Genomic DNA, 22,650 nt, shown 5'->3' with positions numbered 1-22,650 from the left:
CAGGCCAATCCGGCGCCGGCGCGTTCCGAACGGGACCACACAACTGAGATGGACGCCTCGGCTCGTGGGATCGGCGATATCCTGGGGGAACATCGTCGAGAGGTGAGCAATGTGGCGTTCGTTGGCCGTGCCTCGAGCGGGATGAATCGATGTAATCGATGACTGATGTCGATCCGTTCGCGACGCAGCGCGACGTGGCCGGTTCGGTCACGGCGGAGCTGGCTGCTGCCGGATTCGAGGACGCCCAAGAGATCGGCAGCGGAGGGTTCGGCGTCGTCTACCGCTGCACGCAGGCTGCGCTCGACCGCACCGTAGCGGTGAAGGTCCTCACCGTGGACCTCGACGAGGAGAATCAGGCACGGTTCCTGCGCGAACAGCGCGCGGCAGGAAGGTTGACCGGACACCCCAATATCGTCAACGTTCTCCACGCCGGTGTGACCGACAACGGTCGCCCCTTCATAGTGATGCCGTACTACCCCCAGGATTCTCTCGATGCGCAAATCCGACGTCGCGGACCGCTTCCACTGGACGAAGCGCTGCGGCTCGGAGTGAAAGTAGCGGGCGCCCTGGAGACCGCGCACCAACTGGGAATCCTTCATCGCGATGTCAAGCCCGGGAACATCCTGTTCACCGACTACGGTGAGCCGGCGCTGGCAGATTTTGGGATCGCCCACATCTCTGGCGGGTTCGAGACCACTGCGGGCATTGTGACGGGTTCACCGGCGTTCACCGCCCCCGAGGTCGTGGCCGGCCAACCAGCCAGTCCGGCCGCCGACGTCTACGGTCTCGGTGCGACACTGTTCGCCGCGATGACCGGGCACGCAGCGTTCGAGCGCCGGAGCGGAGAGCAATTGGTCGCCCAGTTTCTCAGGATCACCACAGAACCCGTCCCGGATCCCTGCGAGCACGGCGTTCCGCACGATGTCGGTGCGATTATTGAAGTTGCCATGTCCGCAGACCCGGGGCGTCGTCCGTCCGTCGCGGAACTGGGTCAGCAACTCGAGACTTCCCAGCTTCACCACGGGTTCGCGGTCGACAAAATGGCCCTGCGCACCGAAACGGGAGTGACACAAGAACATGAAAGTAGCCCGCCGATACGCACACATTTGCCCGCGGCAACAGATACGTTAGCCGGACGCCGGGGGTCCCCCACAGGTCGTCTGCCCCTGGAGTTGACCAGCTTCGTTGACCGCCGCACCGAACTAGCAGAGGCGAAGAACGCGCTGTCGACCTCGCGACTGGTGACGTTGACTGGGATCGGTGGGGTCGGCAAGACCCGGCTGGCGTTGCGGGTCGCCACCAAACTGCAGCCCGATTTCCCTGACGGTGCGTGCCTGGTCGAGCTAGGTGAGCTTCGTGACGAGTCACTGTTGGTGGGCATGGTGGCGAGTGCGTTGGGACTACGCGACCAGTCGACGAAACCAATACACGAGGTACTCGTCGACTTCCTCGTCCCCCGCAAACTGCTACTGATACTGGACAACTGCGAGCAGATTGTGGATGCGGTGGCCGAGCTCACCGAAACCCTGCTACGCAGCTGCCCCGAGCTTCGGATCCTCGCGACCAGCCGTGAAGCACTCGACATCGGCGGGGAAGTGGCGCAGCTGATCCCGCCGCTGCCTGTACCGGATCCCGATCACCTGCCCAGAGGGCTGCCCCGCAATGACGCGGTAACGTTGTTCGCCGAACGGGGAGCCGCCGCCGTCCCGGGGTTCGCAGTCACCGAGGCCAACAAGGTCACCATTGCCCGGATCTGCCGGCGCCTGGACGGGTTGCCCCTAGCGATCGAATTGGCTGCGGCCCGGATGCGGGTGATGACGCCCGAGCAGATCGAGCAGCGGCTGACGGACCGTCTCGCGTTGCTAACGCGCGGCAGCCGGAACTTACCTTCACGGCAGCAGGCGTTACGGATGTGCATCGACTGGAGCCACGGATTGTGTATGCCGGTCGAGCAACGGGTGTGGGCTCAGCTGTCAGTGTTCGCCGGCAGCTTCGAAATTGATGCTGCAGAACAGGTGTGCGGCGGTACCCTGACATCGGAGGCGCTACTCGATACCGTGACCGGCCTGGTCGACAAGTCGATTGTGACCCGGGTGGAGTCGGGCGACACGGTACGGTTCCGGATGCTCGATACCGTGCGCGACTACGGCCGCGAAAAGGCGCACGAGACCGGTCAATATCCCGAACTCTCCCGCCGACACCGAGATTGGTACGAGCAGTTGGTGATCAAAGCTGAAGGTGACTGGATCAGTCCCCGACAACTCGCGTGGATCAACAGACTCGCGCTGGAGCAGCCGAATCTGCGAGAGGCGCTTGAATTTTCGGCGTCCGATAGTCCCGAAGCCGGAATTCGCATCGCAGCCGCGCTCTACCACTACTGGTATACCCGGGGGTTGTTCAGCGAGGGGCGGCGCTGGCTCGAGCGCCTCCTCGCCTGTCAGACCGGCGCACTTACCCGAGACAGGGCCAAGGCGTTCTTTGCGTGCAGCCTCCTGGCCGGCGTGCAGGGCGATCTTCGCGCCCAGGCCGCCTTGGTAGAGGAGTGTCGCACTCTCGCCAGCCAGACGACCGACCCGATGCTACACGCTCACCTCGATCTGGCCGCGGGGGCCTTAGCACTGTTCAGTGGAGATCTTCCCGGCACACGCTCGCATTTCGAGAATGCCATCGAGGCGGAAGCCACACAGGGAGACCTCACCTTCCAAGTCATTGCTCTCGGCCCCCTTGGAACGACTTACGCACTACTGGGCGATACGGAGCGGGCCATCGAATGCTACGAGCGCCTCCTCGCGATCACCGAGTCGCGGGGAGAATTCGTGTATCGGTCGTATGCATTGTGGGCGTTGGCTGTTGCGGTTTGGCGGCACAATGACCGCGCGCGAGCGGTACGGCTACTCGAGCAGGCACTGCAACTCGGTCGGAAAGTTAAAGACTGGTTGAGCACCAGCTGGTGTCTGCAAGCGCTGGCATGGATCGCAGCCGAGGAACACAACCCCCGCCGTGCGGCCGTATTGTTGGGAGCCGCAGAGCAGCTGAGCCGATCGGTGGGAAGTCCAACAGTGGTGGTATCCGCCCTGGTGGTCTACCAGGAGGAGTGCGAAAAGCAGACCCGCCAGGCGATGAGCGGGCAGGCGTTCGCCACGGCCCACGAGCGCGGTGGGGCACTCGGTTTCGACGCTGCCGTCGCCTACGCGCTGGGCGAGCAGGTTCCGCCGACATCGATATCCGCTCCTAGCTCGACGAAACTGACGAAGCGGGAACATGAGGTCGCCGAATTGGTCGCCGAAGGGTTGACCAACAAGGAAATCGCTGCTCGCCTTGTCATCTCGCCACGCACCGCGCAGGGGCATGTCGAACACATCCTGACCAAGCTGGGATTCGGCTCACGCGCACAGATCGCGGCATGGGTCGTCGAATCGCACAATAGGCCCTCCTGAACCACCGACCGACACTGGACTGCTGAATGCCGGCCTGGCGTACAGACAAGATCGACGATGCCGCGGTCGAACGCGCTTGTCGCGTAGCGCAGATGAATCGGCTACAACACCGCACGTCCTCCTGTGTCAAGCCCCTAGATCGGAATCCGCGGTGTCATTGGGGTTGGTGGCACCAATTACCTCACTGGCTCTCTCGGCACCGAGTACATAACGTACGGGCTAGAGTCTGGTCCTGGATTGTTGGTCGTGCTCGGGCATGTGGTGACATGGGGATACGCGCATTCGAATCGCGGCCTCCGGTTCCCACTTCCACGCTCGTATGAGGAGGAGCGGCACGTGACTGCGATAGTGCTCGCGGGACCGGGTAGCGCCAGACAACGCGAAGGGCACGCTCTCGGCCGACCGCGGAGTGCCTGCCCTTCGTCCGTATGTGTCGCGTAGGTCAGTGCTGGTATGTCGCCAGGTCTCGGTCCTTGCTCTCCTTCGTCAGGACAATGAACACTGAACTGACCACGGCGAGCGCGATCATGTAAGCCGCCACCAGGCCTGTGCTGCCGTCCGTAGCAGCCTGCAACGACACGAGGATTACGGGGGTGAAACCCGCGCCGAGGAGCGTGGCTGCCTGGTAGCCGAGAGAGGCACCCGTGTACCGAGCGGATGTGCCGAACTGTTCGGCGATGTACGCAGCCATCGGCCCGAAAGTCGCCGACTGGAACACGCTGAAGCCCAACACGAAAGCGAGTGCTACCAGTACCACGTTCCCGGAGGACAGCATGGACAGGATGGGGACGACGAACACCGCGAACCCGGCGAGGCCGGCCAACATGACCGGCCGACGGCCGATTCTGTCCGAGAGGCGCGCGAATCCCAGCAGTGCGAAGATGGCGATGAATTGGCAGATCGCGAAACCGATGAGGACGTCCGACCGTGTAGCACCCGACCTCGTGGCATAGCCGATGGCGAATGTCGCGAACATGATCTGTATCGCGACGCTGGCCATGCATCCCCCGGCCACGAGGACGACGTTCTTCGGACGGCGCAGGATGCTCATGAGCGGCGGCGGCGGCGGCGTGACCGGGACAGTGGCGGAATCGCGCTCTGTGCGCCGCGCCAAAGCCTCTTTGAAGACTGGGCTCTCCGAAACTCGACTTCTGATGAAGAGACCGAGCGCGAGGAGGACAGCGGAGAGTAGGAACGGGATGCGCCAGCCCCACAGGAGGAAGTCCTCCTCGGGCAGCACGGCCACGATCGCGAGTGCGATGGTGCCCAGCAAGGAACCGGTGGGTGCTCCCGCGTTGGTGAATGCCGCGGCGAATCCGCGTCCGCGTCCACCGACGTGTTCCAGCGACATCAGTGTGGCGCCGCCCCACTCGCCTCCGATGGCGATGCCTTGGCTCACGCGTAGCAGGACGAGAATGATCGCGGCCCAAGAGCCGATGGCTGACGCAGGAGGAACGAGCCCGATCAGGAACGACGCGCTGCCCATCACCGTCATCGAGACGAGCAACATGGACTTTCGGCCATATCGGTCCCCGAAGTGACCGAAAATTATGCCGCCGAGCGGGCGCGCGAGGTATCCGGCGGCGAACGTCCCCAGGGATGCGATGGTGCCGGCTACAGGCGTGAGATCGGAGAAGAAGACGGGCGCGAACACGATCGCCGCAGCAGTCGCGTAAAGCAGGAAGTCGTAGTACTCGATGGTGCTGCCGAGGTAACTCGACAGCACCACTCGTCGAATCTCCTTCTTCTTCGTGTCGGCGTCGGTGACGAGCGGCGGGTCCATGCTGGGAGTTGGTCGTAGTGGGGTCGGATCGACGGGTGAGCTCATGGTGCCTTCCTTGTGGGGAGTTCGAGGGCGCGCGCTGCTGCGTAGTGATCGCTCGAACCGGAGGCAACGGCGGCGGGAGACAGTCGCGGGCCGCGGTGCGCCGGCCGCCCCCGCCCGGCTCGGATGCTGCCGCCGGGCGAGCCGAAGGTGACGGACATCTGGTGAGAGAAAGTGGTGCCGAGACCCGTGTTTTCAGGAGATGGCGGCGTCGATCTTGTCGTAGCGGACCTCACGCACCCGCTCCATTACGGAACGGAGCGGCTCTGGGGCACGCCCGGTGATTTGCTTTACGTGATGGCTCAGAAGAGCCTGGTAGCCCTGTGCGACAGCCACTTCGGCGGAGACAAGTTCGTCGCTGGCCCATAGGTGCCCGTCCGGGCTAGGGGGCATGTTCGGATCGTAGGTGCGGGGAATCCCGATCGAGTCGAAGAATGCCAGCCGGTCGCGTTCGGTGATCGGTTGATACTCGATCGGTGTCGAGTGGATCTGCGCGCCGAGGGCTGCGATCTGATGAAAGTCCAGCAATTCCGGGCCTGTGATTTCGTAGACCGCGCCGACGTGGCGGGCGGGGTCCATGAGACAGGCGGCAGCGCTACGCGCGACGTCGCCCTTCGCAACGGGAGCCAGAAGCCCATCCCCGGTTGCCTGGGCCAAGATTCCTGACGGCACGGCGGGTGCCACCAGGATGTTGCTGACGATCTCCGCGTAGAGGGCGTTCCGCAGAATGGTGTACTTGAGCCCCGACGCGCGGAGATCCAACTCCGTCTGATGGTGGTCGATAGCGGACAGCGCAGGATTGCCCGGCTGCACACCGCCGACCGAGGTATAGACGATGTGACCGACGCCTGCCTTTTGAGCTGCTTCGATCGCGCCGCGATGCTCGGAAATTCGACGTCCGAGGTTGAGGCCGCTGATGAGGAAGAGTGTGTCGCCGCCTACGTAGGCTTCCTGGACAGAGGCTGGGTGCTGGTAGTCGCTATGCCGGATCTGCACAGTGTCGGAAGCGAGGCCAGCCAGTTTCTCCGGTGTGCGGGTGGTGAGGATCAGCTCCCGGTGCGGATCGGCTGCGAGCAATAGGCCCGTTACCCTCCGGCCTAGGTCACCCGATGCTCCGCTGATGATAATTCGACTCATGTGCACTCCTCGTATGCACGGCCCTGATCCGCTGGGCCGCCTTCGCTCAAACTGGTTGTGATGCAAGCTACATCGGACCACCGTCTGTGGCGTGGGTCCACATCCAAAATTGTCGTCGTTGTCATGCGCGGTGAGTATCGACCGCAGCCGATGTGTTTGGCGTATGAGGTCCGCAAACTTTGTGCCATTGCGACGAGGCGGTCGGCATCACATGCTGGTGTGGTCCGACGTGATCGCAGTCACTAGCAGCAGCCTGATCGCGTCCTACCGAGTGAAGAGAGACATAACATGGCACAGCTCGCCAGCACGGAACTGCCGGATCGCGACAAGATCCAGGTCTCGGATGCCGACCTCGTCGCCCGGGCTGCGGCCCTCGTCCCGCTCATCCGCGAGTACGCGGAACAGGGAACCAAGGACCGCCACATCGCACCCGAGGTGATCGACGCAATCTCGGAGGCGGGCTTGTTCCATCTCATGGTTCCCACGCGCTGGGGAGGCCAGGGAGCGTCGTTCAAGACTGCGGTCGACGTGACCGCCGAAATCGCCCGCGGTGACGGCTCGACCGGTTGGGTCACCGCACTCATGATGGTGGCGACCGGCTTCGCTAGCACGTTCTCCATGCAGGCGCAGGAAGATGTGTTCGGGGTGAACCCGAACGCGAGGATCTGCGGGATCTTCTCCCCGGGTGACCGCAGCGAGCCCGTCGAAGGGGGCTACCTGATGAGCGGCCGCTGGCCCTACGCCTCGGGCTCCTTCGCCGCCCAGTGGGCCAGCCTGACGATCACGCTGGAGGATGGTGAGCAGGGAATGGCGCTCGTCCCCGCAGAAGCCTTCACCATCGAACCGACGTGGTTCGTCGCCGGCATGCAGGGAACGGGTAGCGACACCGTTGTGGTCAAGGACCACTTTGTCCCGGAGTACCGCGTGCAGCGAGTGAAAGACATGTTCGCGTCGAACTTCCGCTCTCCGTTCACCGAGGAGCGGACGGCATCGATGCCCTTCAACGCCGTTGCCGCCGGCATTCTGGTTGCGCCGCAGATCGGACTGGGACGTCACGCCCTCGAGTTGACACGCGCGAAGCTTCCGCTGAAGCCGGTCGCGTACACGGCCTACCGCCAAGCCAAGGAGTCGCCTACCCACCAGATCGGTGTCGCGAAGGCGGCCACCAAGCTGCGCCTTGCCGAGATGTTGATGGCTGGCATGTGCTCTGACATCGACACCGCCGCCGAAAGCCACCAGCTGCCCAACTTGGAGGTGCTCGCGCGCATCCGCAACGACACAGGCGTGGTGGCGGAGCTGGTCAAAGAAGAGATCGACTACCTCCTCACCGCGAACGGTGCCGGCTCGTTCGCCGACGTCAACGTGCTCGGACGGGTGTGGCGCGACAGCGAGACCGCGGCCCGGCACGCACTCGTGACACCCGAGATCGGGCGCGAAGCGTACGGACGTCAGCTCCTCGGAAACGATGATCCGACCATCGGATTGTGAGATGACGATGACCTCCGCCGTCGAAGGGAAGGTGTCCGATGTGCTGAGCCCAGCCGATTACAGACGGGTCATGAGTCACGTCCCAACCAGCGTCTCGATCATCACCGCGATGACCGACGCGGGACCCACCGGAATGACGGTGGGTACCTTCACCTCCGTCTCGCTCGACCCGCCGTTGGTCGCGTTCTACGTGGACCAGGGTTCCACGACCTGGCCGGTGCTGGCTGAAGCCGAGTACTTCGGAATCAACATCTTGAGGTCGGGATGCGGAGATGTGTGTCGGGCGTTCTCGCGACGTGGGCAGGATCGCTTCGCCGGTGTGGTGTGGCAGCCCTCAGATCGGGGAGTGCCCCTCCTTGAGGACGCGATCGTCACCGTGGAGTGCTCGCCGCACCGCGTCGACCGCATCGGTGACCACCTGCAGGTAGTGGGTGAAGTCGAGGATCTCATTCAGCAGGGAATCGACGAGCCGTTGATTTTCCTGCGGGGCGGTTTCGTCGACATGTCGGCAATTGCCGGCCGGTCGGTGGAGGCGTGATCTCCGAGCACCTCGAGATCCAGCTCCGTCCGGGAGCCGGCGGCGATCTCGAGGCAGCTTTCGACGAGATCCGGTCGCTGCTTCTGGCAGCGCCGGGATGCTCGGAGGCAACCTTGTCTCGGAGCGTGGATCGGGACGAGACGTATCTCCTTCGCGCTTTGTGGAACCGCGTGGAGGATCACACCGAGTTGTTCGCCGCGTCCGCTGCCGGAACGCGCGTCCGCGAGTTGATTCAGCCGCTGTGCGCTGCCGTACCACGGGTCACGCACTACGAGCACTGACTCCGCCGCGCCGTCGGGGCGGTCTCGCGTGGCGCCCTGGCATACGCAAAAGCTATGACCGGTCCGCCATATTGATATTTGTCGGATAGCTCATCCGGGTCAAGAATGTGGTGTACGACATACCGACCGCTCCTGCAGCTCAGGCGCAACGGTCGCAGCCATCCCAATCACGAAGGATTCTCGCGATGATCGAGGTCAAAGTAGATTTCGCGCGGTGTGACGCGAACGGCACCTGTGCCGCCCTCATGCCCGATGTGTTCCAGATCGCCGACAACGGCCTACTCGAGCAGGTCGCGACGACCGTGCCGGCCGACCGGGACCAGGATCTCGACGAAGTTATCCTCTGCTGCCCGATGGGGGCGATCTCGCGCGCATGAGCACACTTCACGCTTTCGACCCGTTTGCACCCGACTCGCCCAGCCACACCGGTGGTTCCGCGGACGGCGCGTCGCTCGTACAGGGCGACTACGGATACGCCGTTCTCGACTTCGACCTCGCGACCAAGGTTCTTCGGGACACCCGTTTCATCAATGCCGCCCTGACGTTGATGGAACAGTTCGGCATCACCGACGGGCCCGTCCATGACTTCCGTGCCAAGAGTCTGATCATGGCCGAAGGCCCCCGACACATGCGGCTCCGAACCCCGTTGGCGCGCTTCATGGGTCCCACCACGGTCGAAGACATCCGCGCGGTCCTGCGCGGCATCCTCGAAGACATCGATCCGGGAAAGGACGCCGCCGGACCTGTCGATTTCCACGCGGCCGTCGACCAGAAGATCCCCGCGAGGGTGTACTGCCACTTGGCGGGCGCGCCGGCCGAGGACGCCCCTGTCGTGGCCAGTCTGTCTGCGCGGACACTTGCTCTACTGCAAAGGGATCCGAGTCTTACCGAGTCAATACTCAAGGCCTACGACGAATTGTTCGATTACCTTGGCGACCTGATCGCGCGCAAGCGGCAGGCCGGACTCGGTGACGACATGCTGTCTTTCCTCATTCGTCAGGAGGCCGAAGGAAAACTGACCTCCGAGGAACTGCTCAGCGAAGCGACGGCGATGCTCGAAGCCAGCTCCGTGAACACGGCACACCAGACCGGTCTCGTGGTATGGACGCTGCTCCGTGACAGGGCGGCATGGGCCAGGCTCGTCGAGGATCAGTCGCTGATCCCGGCCGCCGTCGTCGAGGCCTGCAGGTTGTACCCCCGCCCCGGCATCGTCAGCAAGATCGCGTCGGTCGACATCGAGCTCGACGGCACGGTCATTCCCGCCGGGTCCGACGTGCACGTCGCCGTCTGGTCGGCGAACCGCGATCCAGAGCGTTTCGCGCAGCCCAACGCGTTCGACCTCGATCGAGAGCGAAACCAGCCGTTGACGTTCAGCACCGGTCTGCACGGATGCCTGGGTCAGAGCCTGGCGAAGGTCGAGATGGAAGAAGTGGTGCGCTACCTTTTGAACCACTACCCCCATGCCAGAGTCGTGGAGAACGGAACCGACATCGGACACGCCGGCGGCAGGTGGCTGGTCGGATCTCTGGCCGTGGACCTCAATCCCTCAACGACGGCGACGACATCGTGACGAGCGACTCCCCGTCGCTGACCGAGCGGCTCGCGACGTTCTGGGCTCGAACAGGCTACGACGATCTGCCGAAAGACGTCGTCGACGGAATCAAGGACCACATCCTCGATACCTTGGCCGTCGCCCTGGTCGGCACGACAACTCCCGAAGTGAGCGGTGTCGTCGACGCGCTGTCACGCTTCTCGGCCGGCGATGCCGGCAGCCTGGTGTGGGGGACCGGCACACGCCTCACCCCGGCGCACGCAGCCCTGGTCAATGGAACTTCCGCGCACGCCAGAGATTTCGACGACGGAGGCGGGCCCGGTCACGCGGGGTCGACCGTACTGCCCGCGGCGCTCGCGGTGGCCGAAAAAGCAGGGAGTACCGGTCGGCAGGTCATCGCCGCCACGGTCGCCGGTTACGACATCGGGTATCGAACCCTGCAAGCGGTCGGCGGATTCGCAGCACACACAGACCGAGGATGGCATTCGAGCGGCACGATGGGCAGCTTCGCCGCGGCGGCAGCGGCAGCGAAATGCCTCGACGCGGATAAGAATGCCTTCGCCGATGCACTGGGAATCGCCGGATCGTTCACCGGTGGGGTGTGGGCATTCATCGACGACGGTGCCTTGACCAAGCGTCTGCACCCGGGCAAAGCGGGTGAGACGGGTGTCGACGCCGCCGTGCTGGCGACCGGGGGAATCACCGGCCCCCGGCGAATATTCGAAGCGAAGTGGGGCGGCCTCTACGCTGTTATCGCCGGCGGCACCGGCCATACCGATCGGGCGCTGACTGGACTGGGGACGGACTTCAACGTCGCCTCGTCGTACCTCAAGCCCTACGCGTGCTGCCGCGGTTGCCATTCGGCCGTCGACGTGATGAAGGACCTCGTGACGAATCGGGGCCTGACGCCGGAAAACGTTCGCTCCATAGTGATCACTGCAGGTACGACCGCGGTGAACATGCTGTCGGTGTACCCGATCGGCACCGTGTTCGACGCCCAATTCAGCCTTCCCTACGCGGTGAGCCTCGCGCTGTGCGCAAGCGCCCTGGGACTCGATGACTACGACCCACCACGGCTGAACGATCCGCGGATCGCCGCGACTTTCGCCAAGGTCTCCATGCGCGTCGACGACGCCATCGAGATCGAGGACGGACCCCGGTTGGACATCGAGTTGACCAACGGCGAAACCCTCGTCGTCGAGGCCGGGAACCCGACGTATGCACGTGGGTCCGCTCAGAACCCGATGACACACGACGAGGTCGTCGCGAAGGCAACGCTCTTGCTCGAACCTCTCGGAGGCGACATCGCCTCCCGGTTGGTGGCCGCCGTCGAGGCACTCGACGACGCACCCAACCTGTCCGAACTGCTGTCCGTTCTCGCCGCCGAAAGGGTGCCGACCCCATGACTTCCCCAGACAAGATCGCACGCACGGAGGTCATCTCGGCCGAACCGGTTGAGGCGATGGCTGCGCTGCTGGACATCGATGTTCCTCATGCGATCGGTGACACGGTGCCACCGATCTGGCATTGGCTCCACCTGCTTCCCCGCGACGCTGAGAGCGACCTCGGTGAGGATGGCCACCCCGTTGTCGGTATCCCCGCGCCTCCCGGCGGTGGACGCCGCCGGATGTTCGGTGGTGGCCGCGTCACCGCCTTCGGCAGTCTACGTATCGGCGAGCCCGCCACGAAGGTGACGTCCATTGCCAAGTCCGTGGACAAGGTGGGACGCACCGGCGCCCTGACGCTCGTCACGGTTCTGCAGGAGATCACGCAGGGCGGTGAACTGATCATCCGCGAGGAGCAGGACATCGTCTACCGCGAGGGAGGGTCGACCCCGCTTCCCACGCCTGCTCCGTCGTCGGCCCAGGTGAACGGCCCCACGCTGTCCCTCGCCGTCGACGAGAAACTGTTGTTCCGTTTCTCGGCACTGACTTACAACACGCACCGCATTCACTACGATCTCGATTGGTGCCGCCGAGAGGGATACGACGGCCTGGTGATCCATGGGCCGTTGCTAGCCTTCATGATGGCCGAGCACATGCGTCGACAGGACATCTCGTTGCAGGGCAAAACATTCGGATACCGTTTGGTGTCGCCGATGACCCGCCCGCAGACCTTCACCGTGGTTCCGCACGTCGACGGCCTGGAACGCGGTGCCGAAGCACACAGCGCCGCCGGTGTCGTGTGCGCCACCAGTACGGTGACGGGGAGCTGATCGCTATGTCCACCACAACGGACGTCCTCATCGTCGGAGGATCGGTCGCCGCTATCCGCGCGGCCGAGACCGTTACCCGGCATGCGCCCGACCTCGGCGTCACCATCGTCAGCGACGAAGCGCATCCCCCATACGAGCGTCCTCCGCTCTCGAAGATCGGGCTCGGCGACGACCTGGATCTCGCGGCGTTGACGTATCCGTCCGTGGCGGATCTGCGCGCACGGGGGGTCGAGTTCGCTCTGAACACCCGTGCCACCGCACTGGACGTGGCGGGACGCCGCGTCGTCACGTCGAACGGCGAGGTCGAGTATGGAGCCGTCGTCATCACCACCGGGTGCGATCCCATCTTCCCGGAGATGTTCCGCGGGCTGCCGGACGTGTTCGCGCTCAGGCGATTCCAGGATGCACAAGCCTTGCGTGCCGCGGTGTCCGATCACACCAAGTCAGTCGCTGTGATCGGAGCCGGATTCATCGGCGGCGAGTTCGCGGCGACGTTGGTCAAGGACGGCCGCGATGTCACGATCGTCGACCTCGCGGAGAAACCCCTCGGGCGCTTCGGCGACCAGGTTGCGGCGGCTTATGCAGCCCTGCACCGTGAGTCGGGAGTGACACTGCGCCTAGGTGACGCGGTCGTCGGCGTCGAGGACAGTTCGGATGGCCGCGTGCTCCGTCTCGCCGGGGGTGACACCGTACCCGCGGACGTCATCCTCGTCGGTATCGGCGTGCGCCCGTCGACCGAATGGCTGGAGAATTCCGGAATAACCCTGAACAACGGTGTGGAGTGCGACGCGCACTTGCGCGCAGCGGATCGTGTGTACGCGGCCGGTGACCTCGTGCGCTGGCCGAACGGTCGGTTCGGTACCTCGATGCGCGTCGAGCACTGGACCAACGCTGCGGAGCAGGGGCGTGTCGCGGGAACGAATGCTGCCAATACGGTGTCCGGGCTGCCGCCCGTGGAATGCGTCACCGTTCCGTACTTCTGGTCGGATCAACACGGTGTCCGCATCCAGTTCTCAGGGTTTCTGACCGGTGCCGAGGAGATCGTCGCGAGTAAGGAACCGGGCGGTTCGCTGTTCGTGTACAAGCTCGGCGACACCGTGACCGGAGTGTTGGCATTCGAACGTCGCGCGGAATTCGTCAGGATTCGGGCGATGCTGCGACGCGAAACCCGCTGGGACACAGTTCAGGGAATGCTACCCGTCGGGTCCTCGCTCGTCTGATCCGGGCTGGTGGGGTCGTGGTTATCGAGGTTCCGGATAATGTCGCCGAACCGTTCGGCGACGGGGGTGATGACGCCGTCTCGGCGGCTCACCACGCCGAGCGGAAGGTCCGGCCATCCCTCTTCGACGGCAACTTTCGCCACGCCGGGATGCTGTTCGGCCAGCTCGCGACTCAGAACGGACACCCCGACACCGGCAGTAACGAGACTGGCGGCCGTTTCGACGGTAGGCACGGATATCACCGACGCCGGGCTGCCTCCTGCTGTTGCGAACCGGTCGTCCAGCAGCCGGGACAAGCTCCGTGCGCCCGGTAACCGCGACGGAAGGACCCACCGTTCGTGTCGGAGGTCGGACAGGTGCACTCGGTCCTGCGTCGCGAGCCACGATGAGCGCGGCACGACGAGAGTCAGCGACGAGTGGGCGATGATCGTCATGGAGAACGCGACATCGTTGATCGTCGGCAGCGGCTCCTCGGCGAGAACGGGCACGACAGCGAGGTCGAGATACCCGGTAGCCAGGTTCTCCAGCAGCACTTGGGGATTGGCATCGGTGAGCTCCAGTGTGATGCGCGGGTGTTCGGCGAGGAAGACCGCAACTGCGGCACTGACGACCCGCCACATCCCGATCGGCTCCGCGCCGATCCGAAGATCGCCCTCGAGGCCCTGCCCCATTGACCGAAGCGCGGAGGTGATTCTCTGTTCTTCGGCGACGAGCCGCCGGCCGGCGCTTTGCAGATAGCGGCCCGCATCGGTCAGGGCGATACCGCGAGGGTGCCGGTCCAGCAGGCGAACGTCGAGCTCGGCCTCCAGCTTCGTCATCGCGCTGCTGAGAGGCGGTTGCGAGAGGTGCAGAATGCGCGCCGCCTCGGTGATGGACCCCGCATCCGCGACGGCCAGAAAGTATTTGACGCTCCGGATGTCCATGCGCCAAGTGTATGGCAACGGTGCTGCAATGGTATTGGCCTTACGGGGCCGAGTAAAGGATCGTGAACATCGGAGCGACAGCCCAGAGTTGTCGTGAACGCAGTACGGAGGAATCGTGCAAGAAGACCAGCAGGTAACAATCGTCGGAGCCGGGCCGACCGGTTTGCTGACCGCGCTGGGTTTGGCCCAGCACGGAATCAGTGTATCGGTGGTCGAGCGTGCGCCCGCGTTGCAGGACACACCGCGAGCGATCGTCTACCACTGGTCGACGCTGGACGGTCTGTCACGGCTCGGCCTGTTGGAGAAGGCATGTGGGGCGGGCTTCCTCAAGCAGGACTATGCATATCGGGTTCGAGACACCGGGGAGATCATCTCCTACGGGCTTGCTGCCCTGAACGGCAAGGTCGAACGACCGTACAACCTGCATCTGGGGCAGGGTGCGCTCGCCAAAGTCATCCTCGAGGAGCTCGACACGTTCGCCAACGCGCGGGTGCTGTGGGACCACGAGGTCACCGGCATCGATCAGGACGAGTCGGGCGTGACCGTCTCCGTGCGCGGCGTGGACGGCGACACGGTTCTCCGGTCGCAGTGGCTGGTCGGAGCGGACGGTGCGAGCTCGGCCGTTCGACGCACGTTAGACCTGGGCTTCGAAGGTATGACGTGGCCGGAGCGCTTCGTGGCGACGAACGTCCGCTTCCCGGACGACCGCGACGGCTGGGCCCAGTCGACGTTCTACGTCGACGATGTCTACGGGGCAATCATCGCGAAGATCGACGAGTCCGGCGATCACGGGATGTGGCGCTACACCTATATGGAGGATGCCTCGCTTCCGGCCGATTCCATCGACGAACGCATGCCGCGGTTCCTGTCCGCCGTGTTCGGACCCGAAGTGGCCGCCCGGACCGAGGTGGTCGCGGCATCGCCGTATCGGATGCACCAGCGTTCCGCGTCGTCGTTTCGAGCCGGCAGGGTGCTTCTTGCCGGCGACGCCGCGCATGCGACCAATCCCACAGGCGGACTGGGGCTGACCATGGGCTTGTTCGATTCCTACGCGCTCATCGAGGGCCTCGGGGCAGTGGCGCAGCACCGCGCCGACGACGAGGTGTTGACCGCGTACGCGGACCAGCGTCGGGCCGCGTTCGTGGACAAGGCGAGTCCGCGCGCATCGTCGAACAAGAAGCTGCTCTTCCACTCGTCGGATCCCGTCACGCGCGACCAGGACCTCGAGATGTTCCGGCGCATGTCTCGCGACCCAGAATTCGCCGCAGAAGTTCTGTACTTCACCAAGACCCTCGAAAGTCCGTCTCTGCTCTCGTCCGTGTAGGACGCGCCGCCTCGGACGCCACTCGAAACGAAAGAACTGCAACATGAATCCTCTTGATGGACTCACGATCGTGTCGTTGGAGCAGGCCGTCGCCGCTCCCTTCGCCACACGACAATTGGCCGACCTCGGCGCGCGCGTCATCAAAATCGAACGACCGGTCGTCGGTGATTTCGCGCGAGGCTACGACGAGACCGTCAACGGCCTCGCCAGTCATTTCGTGTGGTTGAACCGGTCCAAAGAGTCCGTGGCCCTGGATCTGAAGAGTGCGGAGGGCCGAGAAGCGGTGCAGGCTTTGGTCGACCGGGCCGACGTTTTTGTTCAGAACCTCGCCCCCGGGGCGGCGGATCGGCTGGGGTTGGGCGCCGAGGAGCTCCGTGCTCGGAATCCGCGGTTGATCCACGTGTCCATTTCGGGTTACGGAACGGGTGGGCCGTACTCGTCGAAGAAGGCGTACGACCTGCTCGTCCAGTGCGAAGCTGGCCTGGTATCCATCACCGGTACCGAGGACGAACCGTCCAAGGTCGGTATCTCCATCGCCGACATCGCGTCGGGAATGTACGCGTATTCGGGTGTGCTCACCGCCGTGATTAGACGGGAGCGCACCGGCGAGGGCGCCACGATCGAGGTGTCGATGCTCGAAGCGTTGTCGGAGTGGATGGGCTTTCCGCTGAACTACGCGATATACGGGGGCGCGTCCCCCTCCCGCACCGGAGCCCGGCACGCGGCGATTGCTCCATACGGTCCCTTCACGTGCGGCGACGGCAACCAGGTCTTCCTCGGCATCCAGAACGAACGGGAATGGGCGACGTTCTGCACCTTCCTCGGATCGCCGGAGCTGGCGCGAGACGAGCGCTTCGTGCGCAACTCCCTGCGTGTCGAGCACAACGCGGAGTTGCGCGCCGTTATCGAGGGGGTCTTCCAAGCCTTCACGGCCGAGCGGGTGGCCGAGCTACTGGAAGTGTCGGGTATCGCCAACGCTCTGCTGCGCACCATGGACGGTCTCGCGGAGCATCCGCAGCTCGAAGCGCGGGGCAGGTGGCGCACCTACCAGTCGCCGGTCGGGGAGTTGCGCGCCCTGATTCCACCCGTCACCATGTCCGATTCGACCCCCGTCATGGGTCCGATCCCGGACGTTGGGCAGCACACCGAGGCGATTCTGGCGGAGTTCGGGATCGCACCCGAATCCACGGTTCCGGCGGGGTTCTGACCGTGTCGACAAGTGTCTCCGCGCTCGCGGAGACCACGGCGCGAGTGCAGGAGGCCACGACGTTTCTGTTCGTTCCCGGGAACCGCAGCGACCGGTTCGACAAGGCGCTCGCCACCGGGGCGGACGTCATAGTCCTCGATCTCGAGGACTCGGTGGCACGAGGAGACAAGGCCACAGCGCGAACCGAGGTCGTGCGGTGGTTGTCCGAGGGCGGACGCGCATGCGTGCGCGTGAACTCGGTGGGCGACCCCGAGCACATCGGCGACGTGGATGCACTGTCGGATCTGCCGGGACTCACCGCTGTCATGGTCCCCAAGGCGGACGATTCCGTCCGGTATCTCGATCTCCGCCAGCGACTCCGGTGCCCCGTCATCGCGCTGATCGAATCCGCGGTCGGTGTGGACCGGTCGGGAGTGATTGCCGCCGACCCGGGCGTTGCACGGCTGGCGTTCGGCCATCTGGACTACGCCGTGGATCTCGGCGCGGAACCAACGCGTATCGCGATGCTCCACGCTCGGTCACAGCTGGTGCTCGCGTCACGAGTGGCGAACAAGCCGGGACCGGTGGACGGGGTGACGACGGCACTGAACGACGGTGCGGTTCTCGCCGACGACGTCCGCTATGCCATCGAACTGGGCATGGCCGGCAAGCTGCTGATCCACCCGTCGCAAGTAGAGCCGAGCCGTACGGCTTTCCACCCCAGCGACATCGCCGTCGCTCACGCACGGAAGATCGTCGACGCCGCTGCGTCGGGTGCGGCGGTGCGTGTGGACGGCTTCATGGTCGACGCGCCGGTGTTGGCCCGCGCCCACGCGGTTCTGCGCGCTGCGGGCGCCCCGACCCCCCACGTCGACTGAGACGATGCTGGTCGGTACGACGCCGGTCAGTACGACATAGACAGGATTTGGTCGCGGTCGTACCGGAGATGCGGATGCTGCTCGCGCAGATGGTGCTGAACCTCGTCGACCAGAAGGTCGTCGGTGCGCCCTTCCATGAGCTCCCCGCACGGACATTGCACGTAGCGTCTTCTCTCACCCGTCATGTCTCGACAATAACCGGCGGTCAGGTCTCGGTGTGTCCTCCCATATCGCTCAACCAGCGACAATGCGTCCAGAGTATGAGGACGGGGAACATCCTGGCATTGCGATGACGGGCACGTCAGCACAGGATCGACAGTGATCGGGATCTCGCCGGTGCAGGCGACAAGCCGGCCGTATGCGCCCGCCGACACCGAAGTTCGGGATCACGCGACCTCGCAGCAAGGAGAACTTATGTCCGTCACCGTCGACCGGCCGAGCAGCCTCGACCGCACCCGCTTCTTCATCGACGGCACCTGGATCGACCCGGTGCGCACAGAACTCCGGGACCAGATCGAGGCTGCCACCGGCGAGCGCATCGGGGTGGCCGCGCTCGGGAGCGAGGCCGACATCGACGCAGCCGTTCGCGCCGCCCGTCGGGCCCTGGACGAGGGCCCATGGGGCCGAACCACGGCTGCCGAGCGCGCCACCGTGCTTCGTGCTTTCGCTGACGCCCTCGACGCCCGAGCGGTTGACACGGCAACGCTCGTCAGCCGCGAAAACGGGATGATTCTCGGGCTGTCGCAGGCACTGAACGGCGGAGCCCCGGGGGCTCTGCTGCGCATGTACGCGGACATCGTCGAGAACCTGCCGCTCGAATCGGTCCGCCCGAGCCAGGCGGGATCGACCATCGTCCGCCGCGTGCCAGTGGGCGTCGTCGGTGCGATCGCTCCGTGGAACTTCCCGCAGGCCCTGGCGATGTTCAAGATTGCGCCGGCGCTGGCCGCCGGGTGCACCGTTGTTCTCAAACCGTCCCCCGAGACTGCGCTGGACTCATATGTATTCGCCGATGCAGCGCAGGAGGCGGGCCTGCCGCCCGGTGTCCTCAACATCGTCCTCGGCGACCGCGACGCCGGCGCGGCGCTCGTCTCACACCCTCTGGTCGACAAAATCGCGTTCACCGGCTCGACCGAAGCAGGGCGCATCATCGGTCAGGAGTGCGGTCGGCTGCTTCGCCGTTCCACTCTGGAACTGGGCGGAAAGTCCGCGGCCATCGTCCTCGAGGACGCCAACCTCGAGACCTTCCTCGCGGGCTTGGACAACGCATCGTTCCTGAACAACAGCCAGACCTGCACGACGCAGTCACGCATCCTCATCGCACGCTCGCGCTACGACGAAGTGGTGGATGCCGTCGCGAACTTCGCCGACTCGTACACACTGGGCGACCCGCTGGACCCGTCGGTAACCATGGGACCCATGGCGACCCCCACCCACCGAGACAAGGTGCTCGGCTACATAGACATCGCGAAGAACTCGAACGCACGCCTGGTGACGGGCGGTGGTCGGCCCGACGGTCTCGATCAAGGATGGTTCGTCCAGCCCACGGTATTCGCCGATGTCGACAACTCCGACCGTCTGGCGCGCGAAGAGGTATTCGGTCCGGTCATGGCTCTGATCCCGTTCGAAGGAGACGACGAAGCGGTCCGAATGGCGAACGACAGCAACTACGGCCTCGGTGGATCCGTATGGAGCGTTGACGAGGATCGCGCCCTCGGAGTGGCTCGTCAGGTCCGCACGGGCACGATCGGCCTGAACTACTACACCCTTGATCTCGGCGCACCCTTCGGAGGATTCAAGGACTCCGGCCTCGGACGAGAACTCGGCCCCGAGGGCCTCGATCCCTACCTCGAGTACCAGTCCGTGTACGCCTCGACGCGGTACCTGGAGTCGACCACGTCGGCCGGAGCTGCCCGGAACGCAACGGCATCCAGCCCCGCCGAGGTCGTCGCCGCGTACTTCGCCGGTGTCGCCGCCGGCGACGCCGCCGCGGTGGCGGACCTGTTCGCCCCGGATGCCCTGTTGCATAACGCAGCGGGCACCCTCTCCGGCGCGGAAGCTATCGGACGCATGTACGAAGGTGGCTTGAAGGCAGGGAAGATGATCCCCTCGCCCAGGACACCCGTCGTCGACGGGGAGAACGTGTCAGTGGAGATCGACCTGAACGCCAACGGCTCGCAGATCGTACTGGGAGATTTCTTCACCGTTCGAGACGGCAAGATCACTCGGCTCGCGATCTACAGTCTGACCCCGGACGGCGGGCGCCTGCTCAACGACGTGGGTGTCGATCCGTCCAGCCGCACGCCGTAATCGGTGGCAGTGACCCCGGGTCTGTCAGCACCACCACACCAAGCATCAAACGATCACAGGGAGCATAATGAAGATCGCAGTCTTCGGTCCGAATCGACGAGTCGGCGTTGTCGTGGGCGATGACGTCGTCGACGTCAACGGTGCGTACGCCAAATATCTGACCGAGCGCACGGACAGCGTGCGTCCGGCGGCGCGAGCGGCGCACGAGGTGCCAGCCGAGCTGAATTCCTTCATCGAGCAGGGGGACGACGCACTCGCCGGTGCAAACACGGCGCTCGACTTCCTGTCGGAGGACAGCGACAAGACGGGCGTCGACGGCGAACAGCTCGTGTTCCCCCTGAACGCAGTCACGCTGCACGCGCCGATCGAAGGGCAGTCGCGAATCTTCGCCGCACTGGCCAACTTCGCCGACCACATGCAGGCCGCTGCCGACAACACCTCTAACGGGAGTGACAAGGCAACCCTCGACCGGCTGGTGTCCGGTGGTCCGAAGTACTTCATCAAGGACCCGCGAGTCGTCTCGGCCGACGGTGACGACCTGGCCTACCCGCGCCGGACCAACCTGCTCGACTACGAGGCGGAAGTGGCCGTCGTGATCGGTAAGCGTGCCAAGGACATCGCGGCCAACGACTTCGGTTCGTACATCTGGGGTTACACGCTGGTCAACGACTGGTCCATCAGGGATAACGTCTCGTTCGGACCGGACTTCCAGTACTCGAAGAACTTCGATGGCGCCGCAACGGTTGGTCCCTGGATCGTCGTCGACGAGAGCCTGGATCCGCAGGACATCCCGGTGGAAGCACGCATCAACGGCGAGGTTCGGCAGAGCGGGAACACCAAGTCGATGATCCATAGCTTCGCCTCGCTCGGGGAGTACCTGTCCAGGGATTCGACGCTGTTCCCCGGGGATCTGATCAGTGGGGGGACGCCCAAGGGGACGGCCGTCGATTCCAGCACCCGCGACGCCGAGGGGAAGTTCGCGGACGATTCGCTCTTCCTGAACCCGGGTGATGTTGTGGAGGTCAGCTCCACCGCACTGGGCTCCATCACCAACACGATCTCCGGATCGCGCGGCGGGAAGAAGTAGTCATGGCCGCGAAGAAATACTCGGTCGGTGGTGTCTCGTACGACCGACCATTCAAAATTCGTCGTCTCAACCATTTCGGCATCAGCGTCACTGACACCGGAACAGCCGTCGGCTTCTACCGTGATGTCCTCGGCTTCGTGGTCGCAGACATGCTCGATCTGCAGAAGTACGATCCCGGTGTGTGGTTGGACGGCCTGTCCGACACCAAGATCTACTTCCTGCGGCACAACAGCGACCACCACACGCTGGTGCTCATGCCCCGTTCGTGGGTGGACAAGAACGACAACCCTGCTCGGGACGACATCACGGTCAACCAGATCACCTGGCAGGCAGGATCGTTGCGTGAGGTGGTGCAGGCTAGGTTGTGGCTCGAGGAGCAGGGCTCCACGATCGAGCGGTACGGCCGCGACCCCGGTTCCAACTGGCACACCTACTTCCCAGACCCCACCGGTCACACCAACGAACTCGAGTACGGCATCGAGCAGGTGGGCTGGGACGGCGTCAGCAAGCCGGAAGTGATGTGGCCCTGGGCCAACGAACATCCCGCGCTTCCCACGAAGTCGGAGGCGAGCGAGCTCGAGGAAGCCGAGGAAAAGGGCATCGACCTCACCTCGGGGCACCGCTGGATCGACACGCTACCCAAGACCTACGACGTCGGCGGAGTGTTGCTCGCCCGTCCCTTCAAACCGGTCCGCATCGGTCCGGTCAGCATCTTCGTTGCCGATCTCGATGCGGCGGAACACTTCTATACCGAAACGCTCGGACTGGTGAAGAGCGAGGAGTCGACCGTCGAGGGTCACCGCGTGCTCTTTCTGCGCGCCAACACCGAACACCACAGCATCGCACTCTTCCCGCTCGAGGTCCGGAGTGCACTGGGATTGAGCGACAACACGACCCTGCTGTCCTTCGGCGTCCAGCTCGGTTCGTACGAGCAGTTGCGGGACGCGAAGACCTTCCTCGAAGAACGCGGCGTCAAGCTGATCGATCTGCCGCAGGAGATTCACCCGGGCATCGACTACGCCATCCACGCGGTCGCGCCGGACGGTCACGTGATGCAGCTCTACTACTACATGGAGCAGGTCGGGTGGGACGGCACAGTGCGCTCACCTGAGAGCCGACGCCGCGTCGAACCCGGAGTCTGGCCCGAGACGCTCGAACCCATGTCCGATACCTATGGCGGCGAAACGTTCTGGGGTCCGCTCGGGTGACCACGCATCCGACCATCACCATTCATCGTCATCACGAAGTGAGG

Annotated in this window: 19 protein-coding genes and 1 pseudogene; 16 read left to right on the top strand and 4 right to left on the bottom strand. The window is 64.5% G+C overall.

What is annotated here, in order from left to right; translation table 11 throughout:
• Positions 1–158 precede the first annotated feature (158 nt).
• On the top strand, positions 159–3,437 hold the full coding sequence (locus JWS14_RS41740) for a protein kinase domain-containing protein (RefSeq protein ID WP_095869819.1): 3,279 nt from the start codon (positions 159–161) through the stop codon (positions 3,435–3,437).
• A gap of 442 nt (positions 3,438–3,879) precedes the next feature.
• Here the strand turns inward: JWS14_RS41740 and JWS14_RS41735 are convergent, their stop codons facing one another.
• Together JWS14_RS41735 and JWS14_RS41730 are read right to left on the bottom strand one after the other, a co-directional pair.
• Complete coding sequence (locus JWS14_RS41735) at positions 3,880–5,220, bottom strand: MFS transporter (RefSeq protein WP_241031845.1); 1,341 nt, start codon at positions 5,218–5,220, stop codon at positions 3,880–3,882.
• Positions 5,221–5,457: 237 nt separating this feature from the next.
• Positions 5,458–6,399 (bottom strand): NAD(P)H-binding protein, encoded by a 942-nt coding sequence (locus JWS14_RS41730; protein ID WP_095869821.1) that lies wholly within the window; start codon positions 6,397–6,399, stop codon positions 5,458–5,460.
• 288 nt (positions 6,400–6,687) lie between these two features.
• On the opposite strand from JWS14_RS41730, the gene JWS14_RS41725 reads away from it, so the two are divergent.
• From JWS14_RS41725 to JWS14_RS41690, 8 genes are all read left to right on the top strand, one after another.
• Entirely contained in the window at positions 6,688–7,887 is a 1,200-nt protein-coding gene (locus JWS14_RS41725; protein ID WP_095869822.1) for an acyl-CoA dehydrogenase family protein, read from the top strand.
• Between the two features lie 70 nt (positions 7,888–7,957).
• A complete protein-coding gene (locus JWS14_RS41720; RefSeq protein ID WP_240960373.1) occupies positions 7,958–8,425 on the top strand; it encodes a flavin reductase family protein in 468 nt (155 codons plus the stop codon).
• Positions 8,422–8,706: an antibiotic biosynthesis monooxygenase family protein gene (locus tag JWS14_RS41715; protein ID WP_095869824.1), complete on the top strand. Its 285-nt coding sequence runs from the start codon at positions 8,422–8,424 to the stop codon at positions 8,704–8,706. Before JWS14_RS41720 ends, JWS14_RS41715 begins: the two co-directional genes overlap by 4 nt.
• Positions 8,707–8,891: 185 nt before the next feature.
• Positions 8,892–9,083: a ferredoxin gene (locus tag JWS14_RS41710; protein ID WP_095869825.1), complete on the top strand. Its 192-nt coding sequence runs from the start codon at positions 8,892–8,894 to the stop codon at positions 9,081–9,083.
• A complete protein-coding gene (locus JWS14_RS41705; RefSeq protein ID WP_095869826.1) occupies positions 9,080–10,276 on the top strand; it encodes a cytochrome P450 in 1,197 nt (398 codons plus the stop codon). Before JWS14_RS41710 ends, JWS14_RS41705 begins: the two co-directional genes overlap by 4 nt.
• Positions 10,273–11,664 carry an MmgE/PrpD family protein gene (locus tag JWS14_RS41700; RefSeq protein ID WP_095869827.1) on the top strand — a complete coding sequence of 464 codons (1,392 nt, stop codon included), beginning with the start codon at positions 10,273–10,275 and terminating at the stop codon, positions 11,662–11,664. Before JWS14_RS41705 ends, JWS14_RS41700 begins: the two co-directional genes overlap by 4 nt.
• Positions 11,661–12,473 carry an HTD2 family dehydratase gene (locus JWS14_RS41695; protein WP_095869828.1) on the top strand — a complete coding sequence of 271 codons (813 nt, stop codon included), beginning with the start codon at positions 11,661–11,663 and terminating at the stop codon, positions 12,471–12,473. Before JWS14_RS41700 ends, JWS14_RS41695 begins: the two co-directional genes overlap by 4 nt.
• Before the next feature lie 5 nt (positions 12,474–12,478).
• Positions 12,479–13,693, top strand: coding sequence for an NAD(P)/FAD-dependent oxidoreductase (locus JWS14_RS41690; protein ID WP_095869995.1), 1,215 nt, complete (start codon positions 12,479–12,481; stop codon positions 13,691–13,693).
• Here JWS14_RS41690 and JWS14_RS41685 read toward each other — a convergent pair.
• Positions 13,657–14,616: a LysR family transcriptional regulator gene (locus tag JWS14_RS41685; protein WP_095869829.1), complete on the bottom strand. Its 960-nt coding sequence runs from the start codon at positions 14,614–14,616 to the stop codon at positions 13,657–13,659. The genes JWS14_RS41690 and JWS14_RS41685 overlap by 37 nt on opposite strands.
• A 115-nt stretch (positions 14,617–14,731) precedes the next feature.
• On the opposite strand from JWS14_RS41685, the gene JWS14_RS41680 reads away from it, so the two are divergent.
• Genes JWS14_RS41680 through JWS14_RS41670 form a run of 3 tightly spaced genes read left to right on the top strand, consistent with a single transcriptional unit; the run spans position 14,732 to position 18,004 of the window.
• Positions 14,732–15,940 (top strand): FAD-dependent oxidoreductase, encoded by a 1,209-nt coding sequence (locus JWS14_RS41680; protein WP_095869830.1) that lies wholly within the window; start codon positions 14,732–14,734, stop codon positions 15,938–15,940.
• Between the two features lie 43 nt (positions 15,941–15,983).
• Positions 15,984–17,147: a CaiB/BaiF CoA transferase family protein gene (locus JWS14_RS41675; protein ID WP_206016352.1), complete on the top strand. Its 1,164-nt coding sequence runs from the start codon at positions 15,984–15,986 to the stop codon at positions 17,145–17,147.
• 2 nt (positions 17,148–17,149) lie between these two features.
• Positions 17,150–18,004 carry an HpcH/HpaI aldolase/citrate lyase family protein gene (locus tag JWS14_RS41670; RefSeq protein ID WP_241031741.1) on the top strand — a complete coding sequence of 285 codons (855 nt, stop codon included), beginning with the start codon at positions 17,150–17,152 and terminating at the stop codon, positions 18,002–18,004.
• Positions 18,005–18,030: 26 nt separating this feature from the next.
• Here the strand turns inward: JWS14_RS41670 and JWS14_RS41665 are convergent, their stop codons facing one another.
• On the bottom strand, positions 18,031–18,141 hold the full coding sequence (locus JWS14_RS41665) for a DUF1059 domain-containing protein (protein ID WP_241031740.1): 111 nt from the start codon (positions 18,139–18,141) through the stop codon (positions 18,031–18,033).
• Between the two features lie 277 nt (positions 18,142–18,418).
• Between JWS14_RS41665 and JWS14_RS41660 the strand changes: the two are divergent.
• The 4 genes and pseudogenes from JWS14_RS41660 to JWS14_RS41650 all read left to right on the top strand — a co-directional run.
• Positions 18,419–19,891 (top strand): annotated as a pseudogene (locus JWS14_RS41660) (aldehyde dehydrogenase); the annotation flags it as partial.
• Positions 19,865–20,311, top strand: coding sequence for a nuclear transport factor 2 family protein (locus JWS14_RS50645; protein ID WP_420855174.1), 447 nt, complete (start codon positions 19,865–19,867; stop codon positions 20,309–20,311). The pseudogene JWS14_RS41660 and the gene JWS14_RS50645, both read left to right, overlap by 27 nt.
• A 67-nt stretch (positions 20,312–20,378) precedes the next feature.
• Positions 20,379–21,398 carry a fumarylacetoacetate hydrolase family protein gene (locus JWS14_RS41655; RefSeq protein WP_095869833.1) on the top strand — a complete coding sequence of 340 codons (1,020 nt, stop codon included), beginning with the start codon at positions 20,379–20,381 and terminating at the stop codon, positions 21,396–21,398.
• Positions 21,399–21,400: 2 nt separating this feature from the next.
• Positions 21,401–22,606: a VOC family protein gene (locus tag JWS14_RS41650; RefSeq protein WP_095869834.1), complete on the top strand. Its 1,206-nt coding sequence runs from the start codon at positions 21,401–21,403 to the stop codon at positions 22,604–22,606.
• Positions 22,607–22,650: the final 44 nt, after the last annotated feature.

The sequence above is a fragment of the Rhodococcus koreensis genome (genome assembly GCF_017068375.1).
Classification (GTDB): domain Bacteria; phylum Actinomycetota; class Actinomycetes; order Mycobacteriales; family Mycobacteriaceae; genus Rhodococcus_F; species Rhodococcus_F koreensis.
The sequence above is the reverse complement of the archived record's forward strand: the minus strand, read 5'-3'. Positions and strand labels throughout refer to the sequence as shown.